Genomic DNA, 926 nt, shown 5'->3' on the forward strand with positions numbered 1-926 from the left:
CAGTGTTCATTTTGTGTTTTCATAAGTGACTGTAATTAATTGCTTAATTTTTAGTCAACCTATTTCAGGAAAATTCATTTCTTTAATGTGGTACAACGTGTTTGTGTATGATTAGTTGCGTGGTTAAGCGAGTAAGTTAGCAAATAAAAACCGAATAGAAAATACGAGAGTATTTTCGTAAGTAGTCAAGAACCAAGCAATTAATTATACACGATGTTGGCAACTGGCTTTTATTTTTTTCGTTCTATTTTTATTGGGTTTTGGCGAGTATCAAAAACATCATTTATTTCAATTCTGTTCTCGTTCTTGTTAATCCAATAAATGACTTTATAGTTTTTATAGACAAGGTATCTAAACCCTTGACTTCTATTTTTAAGAAGCTCTTCGGCTTGTCCAATTTTCGGTTGCCTTTGTAATTTTATAGTTTCGTTATAAATACCGTTAACGAGTTTTTTTGCTATTCGAATTCCTGCTTTTTCTCGATGGTATTGATAAATTTTTTCTAGTTCTTTTTGAGAAAAATCAGTCCAAAATAATTTTAATTCCATTTATCCATCTTGGCTTTTAATTCGCTAGATTCTATTAATCGACCATTTATTGAATCTTCCATAGATTTGTCAATTCGAGAATTAAATTCCTCAATTGTCATTGGTTTAAAATCACCATTATCAAAATTCTTGTTTTCTTTTCTAAGGATTTTTTCAAGTCGTGAAATAACATCTTCACTTTGAATCTTTAAAAACTCTTGAATAAGTTCCAGTTTTCTTGTTTGTAAATCCATTTTATTAGCTTTTTATCAAAGATACAAAATTATCAATTTAAACTTCTAATTTTCTTGATTTCACGAATTTGTATTATACTGATATAGGTTGACTCTTTTTGGTTAATATTTAGACGTTCAAAAGATTTTTTTTTCAGCGGTTTAG

At 28.4% G+C, this 926-nt stretch carries 2 protein-coding genes; both read right to left on the reverse strand.

Translation table 11 applies throughout. The features are described from left to right. Positions 1–230 precede the first annotated feature (230 nt). Positions 231–548: a type II toxin-antitoxin system RelE/ParE family toxin gene (locus HM985_RS17075; protein WP_173589549.1), complete on the reverse strand. Its 318-nt coding sequence runs from the start codon at positions 546–548 to the stop codon at positions 231–233. Beyond that, positions 539–781, reverse strand: coding sequence for a hypothetical protein (locus tag HM985_RS17080; RefSeq protein ID WP_173589550.1), 243 nt, complete (start codon positions 779–781; stop codon positions 539–541). The genes HM985_RS17075 and HM985_RS17080 overlap by 10 nt, the downstream gene beginning before the upstream one ends. Positions 782–926 lie beyond the last annotated feature (145 nt).

The sequence above is a fragment of the Winogradskyella wichelsiae genome, assembly GCF_013403925.1.
Classification (GTDB): domain Bacteria; phylum Bacteroidota; class Bacteroidia; order Flavobacteriales; family Flavobacteriaceae; genus Winogradskyella; species Winogradskyella wichelsiae.